This window comes from Glaciimonas sp. OK215, from assembly GCF_057787885.1.
Genome location: NZ_JBYMEG010000004.1, coordinates 144,211 through 157,114 on the forward strand (window position 1 = coordinate 144,211; position 12,904 = coordinate 157,114).

Consider the following 12,904-nt stretch of genomic DNA (forward strand, 5'->3'; position numbering starts at 1 on the left):
TTTCCGGCGCAATGCGCCAGCCTGCTTCCACCGCCCGCGCGTTTCTATCGAGGCGGCATGTTTTCCAATCGATGATCGGGAATAAACCAGATCACCGCCAGCACGACATAGATGGCGGTGCCGGATAGCGGGCTCCATTTCGACAAAGGGATCGCCAGTGCGTATAGCACAATCGAAGCGGAATTCTTCAAGCCTTTTCCAACTGTCTTCGCCAATCTGGAGTCACTCCCCTCGCTCGCAATCAACGCGCGCCTCAACAGCAAAAACGATACCGAGCACATCAACAGCACGGCGCCGTAGGACGCTACCGGCACCGGATCCCGATGGTGCTGCGCGACCCAGTTGGTGACGAAAGGAATCAGAGACAGCCAGAAAAGCAGATGCAGATTGGCCCAAAGAATCCTGCCGTTAACCCGACTGACCGGCTGCAACAGATGGTGATGATTCACCCAGTAGATACCGACGTAAGTGAAACTGAGCACGTAACTGAGCAGTTGCGGCACGAGCTTGAATAAGTCGGCAAGCCCCGCGCCATGCGGCATCTGCAAACCCAGCACCATGATCGTGATGGCGATCGCAATCACGCCGTCGCTGAATGCTTCCAGCCGTGCCTTGTTCATGACGCAGCAGCGGCCGCACGCCGGGCTGCGTTCCTATCCAGAAAGATCAGACTCAGCAAGATCACGACGGGCGTCAGCAGCGCCGCAAATCCGTAAGCGTGATACGCGAATGCGGCAATGATCGCGCCGATGCCGAACGCAAGAATAGGCCAGAAGAATTTCATACAGCGTTCAGCCGTGGCACCGTCGGTGGCGCCGCGCAGCACATCGATGGTATCGATAACGACCTGCGTCACGTTGCCGGTCATCATGGAAGTCGGCGCCAGATGCGCCAGCAGCAAGCGGCTGATGGCGCTGTGCACACCCATCGCTGCAGTGCCCAGCAAGCCGGCGGTCATGGCGTACGGGGATACCGTTGCGCCGACCGGCGTCGCCAACATGCCGAATACCATGAAGCCGGCAAGCAACAGCAATTGCAGCGACAAGGCCAACGCCAGCGCCGGACCGCCGCGCCGCTCTACCGCGACGATGAACAGACGCGCCCCAGCCACCCCGGCAATGAATGCCGGAAATGCCAGAAATTTGAGCAAGATGGACATCTGCGAGGTATCCGCCAGGGCCGCACCGATGAGGATGAAGTTGCCTGTGACGTGCGCGGTGAACAAGCCGAACAGAGCAATGAAACCGAGGGTATCCACATAGCCGGCCAGAAAGGCCAGACTGGTTGCCTGCAGCAGATTGCGTCGGGGGGTGTTCATGTTGTCTTCTCCTGTCTAACGACGATGCGATGACTATGGCGATGACGCTAGCGCTTTCGCGATGGCGTCGTGCGAGGCCATGTAAGATATCATCAGTATTCGGTATCGATAATTATCCGAAGAGATAGTTGTCTGTTTTGTATATCGTCCTATGCCGTATCGATCGGCATTTCCTGACAGGAAGCTTGCACCATGAAGCCAGCGGATATTCGCCACCAACACCAGCGCATTTTGTACAAAAAAAAGCAGATTTGTACAATAAAAGCAGAGACTGAATGAACATCATTATGCTCACTTGCGAGCCTTGCTCCTTGCGCCTCCTCCGGATCCGAGCCAATGTCCCCGTAAAGATCAATGCACAAACCGTGCTCGTGGTGCAACAACTATGACAGGAGTAAACCATGGAGAGAATTGTTTTTGTCGTCGATGACGATGACAAGGTCAGAGAAGCACTGGTTCGTCTTCTATCCTCTGCAGGATATGCCGCGACGGGTTTTTCTTCGGCCAGTCTGTTTTTCAGCACACCTCTGCCTGCGGCTCCTTGCTGCCTCGTTCTCGATATGAAGATGCCGGTGTCGAATGGCTTTGATGTAGTCAGAAAGCTGGAAGAAAAAGGCGATGCGATTCCGGTCATTTTTATTTCAGGTTACGGCACCATACCGATCACGGTGCAGGCGATGAAAGCCGGCGCCAGAGAATTCTTCACCAAACCGATCCGTAGCGACCAATTGCTCAATGCCGTAGAAGAGGCATTGGATGCAGCAGAAAAAAATCTGGCATCAAGAACCGAGCACGCGGCATCGACGCTGCGCCTCGAAAAGCTGACGCCGCGCGAGCGCGAGGTCCTTGAGCTTGCCATCGGTGGCTTGCTCAACAAGCAGATCGCTACCGAACTGGGCATCAGTGAAATTACCGCCAAGGTTCACAAACGCCGGGTCATGGATAAAATGGAGGCGAAGACGCTGGCAGATCTGGTGCGTGCAGCTGAACGACTCCAGATTTCAAGAGCAAGAAGTCGCTGATGGACGACATGGCTTTGCCGACCGGCCAATGCAGCGCATCGAACCCGCGTTGAATCCGCATTGAATTACCTCTCAGGAAATCGCAATGAGCATCCCCGAAGACACCCACAACCGCCAACAGCTCCAGCAGTTGGCAAAAGAGCTGCGCAAGGTACACAAGCAGCTGATCGATCTGCAGTCCGGACGTTTTGGCGAGGTAGGCAATCCGTTTGAACATCTCCAATTGGTGACGATGCATCCGGACTTCGCATGGCTGCGAATACTGTCTGAATTCATGGTGGCGCTGGATGAACGGCTGGACGATAAAGAACCGATTGACGACGCATCGGTCACGGCCTTCAAGCAAGCCGTGGAGGGACTGATCGGGCCGGCAGCGGCAAGCCAGCCGGAGTTCAGACAAAAATATCTGGCCGCTTTGCACGATTCGCCCGAGACCACCATGTTGCATGGCGGGCTGCGTCTGGCGCTTGGCAAACTGGTGCGACCGGCCTGAGGCCGGCGCAGCACGCACTCTGTTTAGGTCTGAAAACAAGAAAAGTTTCGATAATCAATGCGTTTCGGATCGATTGGAGAATGACGCAATGCGCCATCGTCCGGGTCCGCAAATGGCGATCGAAATGAAGATCACCAGCAAGAGCCAGCCGAACTGCCCCTGCGCGATGCTCCAGTCGGGATGGACCGCCAGCATGGCGATCAGCAACACGCCGATGATGGGCAGGCAAGCCAAGCGCGTGAATAGCCCTGCCGCAATCAGAACAGGGCAAACGAATTCGGCAAAAATCGCCGCCCACAAGCTGAGATGCGGTCCGAAGCCGAAAGGATCTTCAATCTGCGTCAGTTCGTGCGCGTAATGCAGGACCTTGGGCAAGCCATGCACATAGAACAACATGAAGCTGCCGGCGACGCGCAGGAACAGCAAGCCGAGATCGACGTGCGGCAACAGCAGGGGGGATGGATCTTTGTCCATGATGTCAGAATGCAAAGCAGCTGCAACCCAGCGCGCCCCAGAATCCGGCATAGTTGGATACCGGTACCGAAGAACCGCGCGCCGTATCGTGCGAATGTCCATGCACGCCGCAGGAGCCAGCGCAGGCATGCGGCAAGGCCGGTGATTTTTTAGCAGCGAGCGGGCGATAGTGACCCGGCACCAATGAGACCGGCGACCAGTCCGGCAACACCGGAATCGGCGCAGGGCCATGCGATGAAAACTCGTCGTCCGCGTAGACCACCTTGCCGCCCACAATGGTCATGACCGACTCGATCGACTTGATCTCATCTTCATGGACGCTAAAGAAATCGGCGCTCAGCACCGCCATGTCGGCAAGCTGGCCGGCCTTGATGCGGCCTTTCTTGTCCTGTTCGCTGGAGAACCAGGCGCTGCCGGCGGTCCAGAGTTCGATCGCGGTTTCGCGCGGCAGACGGCCGGCGGTGTCGTACAGCTTCATGCCGCCGACAGTACGGCCTGACACCAGCCAGTAGAGCGCAGTCCATGGGTTGTAGCTAGCGACGCGCGTGGCGTCGGTGCCGCCGCCGACAGGCACGCCCATCTCCAGCATCCTGGCAACCGGCGGCGTGTGGCTGGCTGCATCGGCGCCATAGTGTTCGGTGAAATATTCACCCTGAAACGCCATCCGATGCTGAATCGCGATGCCGCCGCCAAGAGCGCTTACGCGTTCGATATTTTTGGTGCTGATGGTCTCCGCATGGTCGAACATCCAGTGCAAACCATCGAAAGGAATATCGCGGTTGACCTTTTCGAAGACGTTGAGCATGCGTTCGATCGACTCGTCATACGTCGCATGCAGACGGAACGGCCAGCGATTACTGACCAGATGGCGCACGACGCGCTCCAGTTCGTCCTCCATGTCCGGATTCAGATCCGGTCGCGGCTCCAGGAAATCTTCAAAATCCGCAGCGGAGAACACCAGCATTTCGCCCGCACCGTTGTGACGATAGAAATCGTCGCCGGCACCCGGCGAAATCATGTCCGTCCACTTCTGGAAATCCTCCAGCTCTGCCCCCTTGCGTTGCGTAAAGAGGTTGTAAGCAATGCGCAGGGTCAGCTGCCCGTCCTTTGCCAACTGGTCGACCACGGCATAATCATCCGGATAGTTCTGGAAGCCGCCGCCGGCATCGATGGCGCTTGTCAGGCCGAGACGGTTCAGCTCGCGCATGAACTGGCGGGTCGAATTGACTTGATAGTCGAGCGGCAGCGTTGGCCCTTTGGCAAGAGTCGCATACAAGATCATGGCGTTCGGCCGCGCAATCAGCATGCCGGTCGGATTGCCGGCCTTGTCGCGCTGGATTTCTCCGCCGGGAGGATTCGGCGTGTCTTTCGTATAGCCCACCGCTTGCAATGCTGCGCGATTGAGCAGCGCGCGATCATACAAATGCAGGACAAAAACCGGCGTATCGGGCGCGGCGAGATTCAACTCCTCTATCGTCGGCATGCGGCGCTCGGCAAACTGGAACTCGGTCCAGCCGCCGACAACGCGCACCCACTGCGGATGCGGCGTGCGGTCCGCCTGCACCTTCAGCATGCGCAGTGCATCCACCACGGACGGAACGCCTTCCCAGCGCAGCTCAAGGTTGTAATTGAGCCCGCCGCGAATCAGGTGCAAGTGCGAGTCGTTGAGCCCCGGCACGACTGTGCGCCCGCCCAGATCGATAACCTTGGTATCAGCCTTCTTGTGTCGCATCACCGATTCGGCATCGCCGACCTCGACGAATTTTCCCTTGCTGACGGCGACGGCGCTGGCGATCGGATTTTGCCGGTCGACCGTGTGAAATTTTCCGTTGATGAGTATCAAGTCTGGTGTGGCAGCTGCGGACATATCGGGCTCCTGACGGTGCGATGGCATGGTCCAGGCATCGACGTTGCGCCATGACGGCGGACACGATTACCGGGATCGAAAAAGGAATGGAAGGAGTGTGCAAAATTACGAAAGAAGCGTCTAGCTATACAAACAGATAATGGCGAGCCGACTCCTGACGACCTAAGATGCGTCCGATGATGGCCGATTCGCCAAATGCGATGCGCAATGCAGCAGCTCATTTCTTACGTCTTGCTGACCTATTTCTGACAAGATGGCCATTTTTCGGTTTTCGATTTTCAGCTTCAAGCCAGCGCCGTTTTTGTTAGCACGCCAACGCCGGATGTCAGTCGGGTATTACCCCTGTGTTATCCCGCTGCTGTCGGCAACCGTAGTTGACGCAGATGCAATCTTTGCCCCACCCACCCTTACTAAGGACTTGACATGACGAATCCGAAACTAGAAGTATTGACCCCGACAAACTGCCAGATGATCTTCATCGATCAGCAGCCGCAAATGGCTTTCGGCGTCCAGTCGATGGACCGGCAGGTCCTCAAGAACAATACCGTCGCATTGGCGAAAGCCGCGAAGGTGTTTGGCATTCCGACCATCATCACGACCGTCGAAACGGAAAGCTTTTCCGGCCATACCTATCCGGAACTGCTCAACGTCTTCCCGGACAGCGACATCCTGGAACGCAGCTCGATGAACTCATGGGACGACCAGAAAGTACGTGATGCACTCGCCGCCAACGGCAAGAAAAAAGTTGTGGTCTCCGGCTTGTGGACCGAGGTGTGCAACAACAGTTTTGCACTGTGCGCAATGGCGGAAGGCGACTACGAAATCTACATGGTGGCGGATGCATCTGGCGGCACGTCCAAGGAAGCGCATGACTACGCCATGCAACGCATGATTCAGGCTGGCGTGGTGCCGGTTACCTGGCAGCAAGTAATGCTGGAATGGCAACGTGACTGGGCGCGCAAGGAGTCCTATAACGCCGTCATGGATATTGTTCGCGAACATTCCGGCGCTTACGGCATGGGCGTGGACTACGCCTACACGATGGTGCACAAGGCGCCTGCGCGCGACGTAGGCAATCACAAGACGCTGGCGCCGGTTCCCGCCAGATAACAAGAGCAGGATCTTTGCCCGCCGATGGCGCTGTCGATTTTCGACCATCGGTCGGGCGCTCCCTGAAAGGATGACGCGCAAAATGATGACGCATCAAACGCCACCGTTATGCTAGCGACATTCGATGCATTTTCCGACTCAGTCTATGTGGAGCGGTTGTAAACCATGACTATTTATCTTTTGTCGCTTGGCGCCGGAATTCTGATAGGCGTCATGTATGCGATGTTCAAGGTCCGCTCGCCGGCGCCGCCGGGCATTGCATTGATCGGCCTGCTCGGCATGGTGCTGGGCGAACGCCTGCTGCCGATGGTCCATCATTGGTTTGCCGGTTGAAGCGTCTTTCCAGGAGCAACACATGAAACCATATCTGATTTCTCTCTTGATGGGCGTGCTCGCAGGCCTTGTCTATTATCTGCTGCAGATCCATTCGCCGGCGCCGCCGGCCATTGCCTTGCTTGGTCTGCTCGGCATGCTGATCGGCGAACAGCTGGTGCCTGCCGCGAAACGGAAGCTGTCGGGCGAGCCGCTGACGGCTGCCTGGTTTCGCTCCGAATGTGTACCCAAGATCACCGGCGCTCCGCCAAAAAATGCGGATCTGGCGATGCACAACATAGGTGACAAGATGAAATAAGAACGGCCCCAAGACAAAAACAAGTGCTGAGACAGTCAGGCGAACCGAAACAGATAAAACAATTCGCCTGCTTTCCCGACAAGGTGGTCCGGATATAAAACCGCACGATTGCGCGAGATCGGCGAAGACTGAAAGACGCTTTTCCTTCTGCCGTTTGCCGCTACAATCGTGCTTTTCCAAAAGAATTCTGTGAAACGCAGAATTCATGTTTCCGCGCATCGGAACGCACCATGCGATCCGCATCGCCGGACAAGTCAGCTATTGGCGGGACACTATGTGCAATGGGGAGCATCACCTGGCATCGCAATATCTGATCTCTGTCATTGACGATGATCAGTCCGTCAGGGCTGCCTTGAGCAATTTGCTCCATTCCGCCGGCTATGAGACGCGCAGTTTCGATTCTGCCGAAGCATTCCTCGCGAGCGACTGCCTGCATGCGGCCAGCTGTGCCATCCTGGATGTCACACTCAAAGCCATGAGCGGCTTCAAGCTGAAAGAGCACCTGATCAGTTTGCGCGTCAGCCTTCCGGTCATCTTCATCTCCGGCCACAGCTCCCGTGCCGCGCAAGAACGTGCGGCCCAATTGGGCGCGGTGGCATTGTTAAGAAAACCGATCAACGCCGATACCTTGCTGACCCAGGTCAGACGCGTAACGATAGCTTCCGGAGAACAAGAGTGAACAAGCTGCGCGCGCTATTCATGGAAAGCACGGCAATACCGCCGGCCGATGATGCCGAGCTGCGGTTTCGTCTCACCGATTACTTTTATGCGCCCCTGAGTGACACCGGTGCTGTCGCCTACTTACGCGCGTGGCGCTCGGATTCGCAATCGCGTCCCCGAACGATCGCCAGAGCAAGATCCGACGAAGTCGGCTCCGAGGCCTCCTGCCAGTTAAGAAATGAACTCGCATTGCACGGCCACATGGACGATGCCTGGGCGATCAAGCCAGTCGGCTCTGTCATCGGCGCAGACACAATGGTGCTCTTATACGATGACGCCGACATCATTTCGCTGGAAAAACTTGCGCCTCACGCGTTGACGACCGCGTGCTTTGTCAAACTGGCGGAAAAACTGAGCCATGTCCTGGAATGCATGCATGCCGATGGCCTGATTCACAGGAACATCAATCCGGCCTGCTTTTTCGTCAACATCGATCATGCCTTGAACGAAGAGCCAAATTATCGGGTCAGAATCGGAGGATTCGGCCTTGCCGCAGCCGCCATGTCGGAATCCGCCAATGACGACGCCGTCATTGCTCTTCTCCGCGGCGACCTGCCCTATATGTCTCCGGAGCACAGCGGGCGGACTCAGCGTTACATCGATACACGCAGTGATTTGTATTCGCTTGGCGTCATCTTCTATCGGCTGTTGACGGGGTATCTGCCCTTCGGCGTCAGTGGCGTCGAGAGCGATGCTGCCGAATGGATACACTTCCATATCGCGTCCGAAGCCGTCGCGCCGCATCTGCTGAGTAAAAATGTGCCGGAGACATTGTCTCGCATGGTGATGTGCCTGCTGGAGAAAGATCCCGACCGGCGATATCAGAGCGCAGCGCAACTGCGCAACGATCTGGGTAACTGCCAACGCGCGTTGTGCGCAGAATCAGCGGCAGCCTCCGTGGGCGACATTTTTTCAACACCATTGTTCACTTCGCATGACGCCGGAGATGCTCAGCCTTCATCACCGGCGACCGGCATGCACTCGAACCGAATGTACAAAGCCATCCTGCATTATCACGCCGGGGAGTACGCTGAAGCAGCAGCATGCCTGGCCATCATGGATGAAGAGAGTACCGAGGACAGCGCAACAGAACCACTGTCGAACCTGCCGGAATTTGATTTTTTCAATGCACTTATCCTCGCAGGCGGCGACGTGCCGGCTGCGCAAAAAGAGCAGCGACTGCTCGCGCTGAAACAATACTGCGAGAAGCTCTGCAGCCCAGGCGTTGCCAATGCGTCGGTTTTCTCAATTCAGACGACCATGTTGCTGGGGGAAATTGCGCGACTCGACAGCGACCTCAATGCAGCGCTCCGCCATTACGAACAGGCGATCAGCCGCGCAGAAAAAGACCAGCTTTGGCACTACGCGGCAATCGCCCATGAACTGGCGGCGCGCGTGAGTCGGGAGGAAGGTTTCCTGACTTCGCTGGCGGCGCATCTCAAGTCGGCGCGCACCGCTCACATGAAATGGGGCGCACACGGACTGGTGACGCAACTTGAGCGTCGCTATCCAGAATCAGAGACATCTATGCTGTCCCGCCAAAGCTCTGCGTTATCGTCTGAAACAGCGAACATCAAGGATCTGGAAAGCGTCATACGGGCCACGCGCGCCTTGTCTGAGGAAATCAGACTGGACGAGCTGATGCAGACCATCATGTCGGTCACGCTCGAACATGTTGGCGCCGAACGGGGATTGCTGATTCGTCTTGATGAGCAGCTTCCTTACATCGAAGCTTGCGCGCGCACGACCACGTCCGGCATCACGGTCGACCTGAGACATGCACCTGTTACGGAGGACGATTTGCCGATGGCCATGCTGCATCAGGCCCTCAGCACCGGCCGCCAGGTCTATGCTGGTGACCACAGCCCGCAGCAAACATTGCGAGCCGATCGCGATATCCGCGCGGCACACGTCGGACGTTGCACTGCCATGTGTGTGCCGATGCTCAAACAAGCCCGCGTAGTCGGCGCACTGTATCTGGAAAACCGCATACTGCCCGATGCATTCACCGTTGAGCACACGCAGATATTGCAATTGCTGGCGTCGCAGGCCGCCATCTCGCTGGAGACAGCGCGGCTGTATGTGGCATTGCTGGCGGAGAATGCACAGCGCACATCAGCCGAGAGCGCATTGAGAGCAAGCCAGATCTCGCTCGTGCTGGGCGAACAATTCAACCATACCGGCAGCATGCGCTATCTGTTGAAAGAGGGCCTGATGTTTTGTTCCGCCGAACTTTGCGGCATATACGGACTGGAAGCGGGCAAGGAATCCATCTCATATGAAGAATTTTCGGCGCTTCTGCATCCGGACGATCGCAAGGCCGTGCTCGACACCGTTGAGTCTGCCGTCGCCGCGGGCGGCACCATCCGGGTGGAGCATCGGATCTGCCGGAAGAACGGTGAAGTTCGTTATATTTCGGGCATCGGCAAACCATTCTACGTCGATGGAAAATTCACCGAATATGTCGGCACCGCGACCGATATCACCAGCAGACGCCAGGCCGAAGATGCGTTGCGGGCTGCCCAGGCCGACCTGGCCCGGGTTTCGCGCGCGACCACCGTCGGTCAACTCACCGCCTCGATCGCGCATGAGATCAATCAACCGCTGATGTCCATCGTGTCGAACGCAGGCGCCAGCTTACGCTGGCTGGACCGGGATCCCATGCATCTGGAAAATGCACGTGCCGGACTGCACGACATCGTCACCGAAGGACAGCGCGCCGGCGACATGATTCAAAGCCTGCAAAGTCTGACGCGCAACACCGAGCCGGCTTTCGAACGGATCAACCTGAACGCGGCGATACGCCATATTCTGGCCATTTCACGCAGCGAAATCGAGCGCCGCGAAGTCTCGCTCGCACTTTCGCTGACGCAGGAAAACTTGCATGTCATGGGAGATTTTGTACAGATTCAGCAGGTTCTGCTCAATCTGGTAATCAATGCCATCGAGGCGATGGCCGAGATAGAGACACGGCCGCGCATTCTGTCAATATCTTCGTCAAGCATCGATGAAAAACACATTGCCGTCGTCATCGAGGACACCGGCGAAGGCATTGCGGCCGACTCCACTGCATGCGTCTTTGACGCTTTTTATACCACTAAGAAGAACGGCATGGGGATGGGACTGGCGATTTGCCGTTCCATTATCGAGAGTCATCGCGGGCGACTTCAGGCGGCAGTCAGACGGCCTTATGGCAGTACGTTCTCGTTTGATCTGCCATTGGCGCCGTAGGTCTTCAGCACTTGGCGTGCCGGGGCCGATTCCTTGTTCTTTTCAGCATTGTGAGTTGCGCCGCCAATTGCCTGGCGACGTCCCCACCAATTGTGAGAACACACGGCTGAAATGGCTTTGATCCGAGAAGTTGCAGACGATGGCGATCTCTGCCAGAGGCAAGTCGGAGTGCAGCATAAGTTCACGCGCCTGCTGCACACGCTGCATCAGCAGCCATTGATGCGGCGTATGCCCGGTGGTCGCCCGAAAGGCGCGCAAAAAATAGCTGCCGGACATATTGCACTCCATCGCGATCTCGGCAATGGAGATATTTCCTTTGGCCTTGCTCATCAACATCTGTTTGGCGCGTGCTTCATGCACCCGCGACAGCCCCCTGCTCTTGCCCTGCATCGTGACCGCTGCACCGCCATATGTCTGAATCAGGTAGGTGCCGATGGCCGTCCCCAACTGATCGACAAACAACATGCTGGCCTCGCGCGGACGGGCCAGCGCAGGCGCCAGCGCTTGTGCGAGATGCGCGAGCACGGGATCGCGTTGGCCCGTAACAGACTTCAGGCCACTCACGCGCGCACCCCGTGCCCCTTCGCCGACGCGCTCCAGAAAGAAACCGGGTAGTTCAAACAGCAAAAAATCGAAAGGCCCGTGCAGATCGGCCCGGTAGTCTTCAGAAAAGTCGCGCACGTATACGGCATCCTTTGTGAAATCATGCCGCGACGCGTGCCTGCCCTGAAAGATACTGCGACGATGCCCATCGGACATCGATATGCCAACCAGAAAACCGCGATCCGACGCCGGTGTGGCCACCTGAGAAGTGTGCGCATCTTCGGTATGCTTGCGATAGAAAGTGATGCCGCCGCCGCGCAGTTCCTGGTTCTTGTGCAGTTTGCTGGCAATGCACCCCAGCGAATCTGTCGTCCGGACCGCAGTGGCCGGAGAAGAAATCGCGCCTTCGGTAGAAATAGCTTGCATGGTTCGGACCTTTCTTAAGATGTAAAACTCGCCGGCCAATGAAGGATGATGATGTATCGTCATTTCACCGCGCTCACAGTAAAAACAAGCAAGACCAATTCCTGTACGCGGACCGGCTGCACCAACGGCATTTTTTCCTCAGTGCAGCAGGATATCCGGTATCAGCTGTCTTTGCAGACGCTCCAGCCACCACTTTTTCGCCTCGCCCATCGCCTCCGGCTTCCATGCCAGCCAGAAGGACTCGTCTGGCCGCGACTCTTCGGACGGCACTTCTACCAAAGCGCCGCTTGCCAGTTCCTTGCGGATGCAGGCGCGCGGCAGAAATCCATGACCGATTGCGGCGACCTGACAGGCAATCTTGGCCGACATTGAGGGCACGGTAATACGCTTTTGCCCGGCCAGCAGGCCAATGGTCCTATCCGACATGGTGCGCGCACCGTCTCCGACCACGATCGCATTGTGTTCCAGCAGGTCCGCCCGCGTCAGGGGGCGACGCAGCCTGGCCAGGGGATGCGTGGGCGCCACACAAAAAACAAATGCCAGCTTACCGACCTCGACTGCCCGGTAGCCGCCGCCCGCGGGGCCGTCGCCAGCGGCCACGATGATATCCGCGCGCCCGTCGCGCAAGGCCTCCCAGGTACCCATCAAGGTCTCGCAGGCGACGCGCAGCCGGGTGCCGCAGTGCAGGTCCTCAAAAGCACAAATGTCCTTTGTGAAGGCGGCGGTGGGAATGAGCGAGTCATGCATCAGACGAAACTCGGACTCGAAGCCGGTGGCAATTTGCCGCAGGCGCGACTCCAGCTCAGCCGCAGCGATGACCAGCCACCGGCCTTCCCGTAGCAGCTCCCGTCCGGCCGCAGTGAGATGAACACGCTGCCCTTGCCGGACGAACAGGGCAAAACCAAGTTGCTCCTCCAGTTTGTTGACGGCGTACGAAATCGTCGAGGGCACCTTGTGCAGCCGCTCGGATGCGGCGGCGAAGGAGCCGTAACGGTCAATGGCGTCCACCAGCTCAACGGCTTCCAGACTGATTTTGAGCATTGCAATTCTCCCGCCGGGACTTAATCGA

At 57.4% G+C, this 12,904-nt stretch carries 13 protein-coding genes; 7 read left to right on the plus strand and 6 right to left on the minus strand.

Translation table 11 applies throughout. The features are described from left to right. Positions 1-44: 44 nt before the first annotated feature. Together AC3CHX_RS31260 and AC3CHX_RS31265 are read right to left on the minus strand one after the other, a co-directional pair. Positions 45-620: a TMEM175 family protein gene (locus tag AC3CHX_RS31260; RefSeq protein ID WP_488645387.1), complete on the minus strand. Its 576-nt coding sequence runs from the start codon at positions 618-620 to the stop codon at positions 45-47. Next, positions 617-1,318, minus strand: a complete 702-nt coding sequence (locus AC3CHX_RS31265; RefSeq protein WP_488645388.1) for a YoaK family protein — start codon at positions 1,316-1,318, stop codon at positions 617-619. Before AC3CHX_RS31265 ends, AC3CHX_RS31260 begins: the two co-directional genes overlap by 4 nt. A gap of 401 nt (positions 1,319-1,719) precedes the next feature. Here AC3CHX_RS31265 and AC3CHX_RS31270 point away from each other — a divergent pair, with 401 nt between their 5' ends. Both AC3CHX_RS31270 and AC3CHX_RS31275 read left to right on the plus strand, forming a co-directional pair. Further along, the gene (locus AC3CHX_RS31270; RefSeq protein ID WP_488645389.1) at positions 1,720-2,340 is read left to right on the plus strand and encodes a response regulator transcription factor; all 621 of its coding nucleotides are present in this window, start codon (positions 1,720-1,722) and stop codon (positions 2,338-2,340) included. A gap of 85 nt (positions 2,341-2,425) precedes the next feature. Continuing rightward, entirely contained in the window at positions 2,426-2,833 is a 408-nt protein-coding gene (locus tag AC3CHX_RS31275) for a hypothetical protein (protein ID WP_488645390.1), read from the plus strand. Between the two features lie 54 nt (positions 2,834-2,887). Here AC3CHX_RS31275 and AC3CHX_RS31280 read toward each other — a convergent pair whose 3' ends face one another. Together AC3CHX_RS31280 and AC3CHX_RS31285 are read right to left on the minus strand one after the other, a co-directional pair. Then, positions 2,888-3,307, minus strand: a complete 420-nt coding sequence (locus AC3CHX_RS31280; protein WP_488645391.1) for a DoxX family protein — start codon at positions 3,305-3,307, stop codon at positions 2,888-2,890. 4 nt (positions 3,308-3,311) lie between these two features. Continuing rightward, complete coding sequence (locus AC3CHX_RS31285; RefSeq protein WP_488645392.1) at positions 3,312-5,174, minus strand: amidohydrolase; 1,863 nt, start codon at positions 5,172-5,174, stop codon at positions 3,312-3,314. Between the two features lie 423 nt (positions 5,175-5,597). On the opposite strand from AC3CHX_RS31285, the gene AC3CHX_RS31290 reads away from it, so the two are divergent. The 5 genes from AC3CHX_RS31290 to AC3CHX_RS31310 all read left to right on the plus strand — a co-directional run bounded on the left by AC3CHX_RS31290 (position 5,598) and on the right by AC3CHX_RS31310 (position 10,866). Beyond that, positions 5,598-6,284: a hydrolase gene (locus AC3CHX_RS31290; RefSeq protein WP_488645393.1), complete on the plus strand. Its 687-nt coding sequence runs from the start codon at positions 5,598-5,600 to the stop codon at positions 6,282-6,284. Between the two features lie 165 nt (positions 6,285-6,449). Then, entirely contained in the window at positions 6,450-6,617 is a 168-nt protein-coding gene (locus AC3CHX_RS31295; RefSeq protein WP_488645394.1) for a DUF1427 family protein, read from the plus strand. A gap of 22 nt (positions 6,618-6,639) precedes the next feature. Then, positions 6,640-6,915: a DUF1427 family protein gene (locus tag AC3CHX_RS31300; RefSeq protein ID WP_488645395.1), complete on the plus strand. Its 276-nt coding sequence runs from the start codon at positions 6,640-6,642 to the stop codon at positions 6,913-6,915. A gap of 205 nt (positions 6,916-7,120) precedes the next feature. Beyond that, a complete protein-coding gene (locus tag AC3CHX_RS31305; RefSeq protein WP_488645396.1) occupies positions 7,121-7,594 on the plus strand; it encodes a response regulator transcription factor in 474 nt (157 codons plus the stop codon). Next, a complete protein-coding gene (locus AC3CHX_RS31310) occupies positions 7,591-10,866 on the plus strand; it encodes an ATP-binding protein (protein ID WP_488645397.1) in 3,276 nt (1,091 codons plus the stop codon). The genes AC3CHX_RS31305 and AC3CHX_RS31310 overlap by 4 nt, the downstream gene beginning before the upstream one ends. 42 nt (positions 10,867-10,908) lie before the next feature. On the opposite strand, the gene AC3CHX_RS31315 is transcribed toward AC3CHX_RS31310, so the two are convergent. Beyond that, on the minus strand, positions 10,909-11,835 hold the full coding sequence (locus AC3CHX_RS31315) for a helix-turn-helix transcriptional regulator (protein WP_488645398.1): 927 nt from the start codon (positions 11,833-11,835) through the stop codon (positions 10,909-10,911). A 138-nt stretch (positions 11,836-11,973) separates the two neighbouring features. Then, positions 11,974-12,876 (minus strand): LysR family transcriptional regulator, encoded by a 903-nt coding sequence (locus tag AC3CHX_RS31320; RefSeq protein ID WP_488645399.1) that lies wholly within the window; start codon positions 12,874-12,876, stop codon positions 11,974-11,976. Between the last annotated feature and the right edge of the window lie 28 nt (positions 12,877-12,904).

What these genes read in the sequence shown, in the direction of transcription:
- AC3CHX_RS31260 (WP_488645387.1), bottom strand. Translation starts at nt 620, where the DNA reads ATGAACAAGGCACGGCTGGAAGCATTCAGCGACGGCGTGATTGCGATC.
- AC3CHX_RS31265 (WP_488645388.1), bottom strand. Translation starts at nt 1,318, where the DNA reads ATGAACACCCCCCGACGCAATCTGCTGCAGGCAACCAGTCTGGCCTTT.
- AC3CHX_RS31270 (WP_488645389.1), top strand. Translation starts at nt 1,720, where the DNA reads ATGGAGAGAATTGTTTTTGTCGTCGATGACGATGACAAGGTCAGAGAA.
- AC3CHX_RS31275 (WP_488645390.1), top strand. Translation starts at nt 2,426, where the DNA reads ATGAGCATCCCCGAAGACACCCACAACCGCCAACAGCTCCAGCAGTTG.
- AC3CHX_RS31280 (WP_488645391.1), bottom strand. Translation starts at nt 3,307, where the DNA reads ATGGACAAAGATCCATCCCCCCTGCTGTTGCCGCACGTCGATCTCGGC.
- AC3CHX_RS31285 (WP_488645392.1), bottom strand. Translation starts at nt 5,174, where the DNA reads ATGTCCGCAGCTGCCACACCAGACTTGATACTCATCAACGGAAAATTT.
- AC3CHX_RS31290 (WP_488645393.1), top strand. Translation starts at nt 5,598, where the DNA reads ATGACGAATCCGAAACTAGAAGTATTGACCCCGACAAACTGCCAGATG.
- AC3CHX_RS31295 (WP_488645394.1), top strand. Translation starts at nt 6,450, where the DNA reads ATGACTATTTATCTTTTGTCGCTTGGCGCCGGAATTCTGATAGGCGTC.
- AC3CHX_RS31300 (WP_488645395.1), top strand. Translation starts at nt 6,640, where the DNA reads ATGAAACCATATCTGATTTCTCTCTTGATGGGCGTGCTCGCAGGCCTT.
- AC3CHX_RS31305 (WP_488645396.1), top strand. Translation starts at nt 7,121, where the DNA reads ATGTTTCCGCGCATCGGAACGCACCATGCGATCCGCATCGCCGGACAA.
- AC3CHX_RS31315 (WP_488645398.1), bottom strand. Translation starts at nt 11,835, where the DNA reads ATGCAAGCTATTTCTACCGAAGGCGCGATTTCTTCTCCGGCCACTGCG.
- AC3CHX_RS31320 (WP_488645399.1), bottom strand. Translation starts at nt 12,876, where the DNA reads ATGCTCAAAATCAGTCTGGAAGCCGTTGAGCTGGTGGACGCCATTGAC.